The organism is Streptomyces sparsus (assembly GCF_054776295.1).
This window is the reverse complement of record NZ_BAAHCA010001517.1, coordinates 1-750: the sequence shown is the minus strand read 5'-3', so window position 1 is coordinate 750 and position 750 is coordinate 1. Positions and strand designations below refer to the sequence as shown.

Annotated in this window: 1 protein-coding gene; it reads left to right on the top strand. The window is 74.0% G+C overall.

All coding sequences use genetic code 11. From position 1 onward, the window contains the following. The first annotated feature begins 100 nt into the window (after positions 1-100). Positions 101-520, top strand: a complete 420-nt coding sequence (locus tag ACYVE9_RS29360; protein ID WP_461030916.1) for a CBS domain-containing protein — start codon at positions 101-103, stop codon at positions 518-520. The last annotated feature ends 230 nt before the right edge of the window (positions 521-750 follow it).

Below are 750 nucleotides of genomic sequence, written 5' to 3'. Positions count from 1 at the left end.
CGCCGACCGGCCGGGCGGACCGCCGGCCAGCGCGAGGGCCGCGCGGCGGACGCCCGAACAGCCGACAGAACAGTCGCACCGGAGCCGGAGGGGCCATGCCATGGCAGAGTTCGTGCGGGACGTGATGACCCCGGCGGCTGCCTGCGTGCATCCGGACGCCTCCCTCGTCGAGGCGGCGCAACTGATGGACGCCCAGGGCATCGGTTGTGTGCTGGTCACTCGGGACGGTCTGCTGCTGGGTGTGCTGACGGACCGCGACATCGCGGTCCGGGCCGTCGCCGAAGGGGCCGACCCGCTGACCTCGACCTGCCGGTCGGTGTGCACCTCGGCGCCCGTCACCGTCAGTCCGGGTGACACGGTGGCGGCGGCCGAGGCGCTGATGCGCCGGCACGCGGTGCGGCGGCTGCCGGTGACGGAGGCAGGGCGCCCACTGGGCATGGTCTCGATGGGCGACCTGGCCGTCGACCAGTCCCCGGAGTCGCTGCTCGCGGAGATCAGCAGGGTCACCTACCGTGCCTGAGCAGGTGGGCGCGGCGACGCGTGCACCCGCTCAGGCGGGGGTATCCGGTCCGGATGACAAGCACATTGAGCACTGCTGACCAGGCACTCTTCGACCTGGTGGCCCGTCATCACCTGCCGGGCGCCGACCGGCTGCTGCCCGCCCTGAGCCGCAGCGCCAACCACGGCGTGCTGTGGCTGGCCGCCGCCGGAGCGGTCGCGGTGTGGGCCCGGGGCCGGCATCCGAAGGCC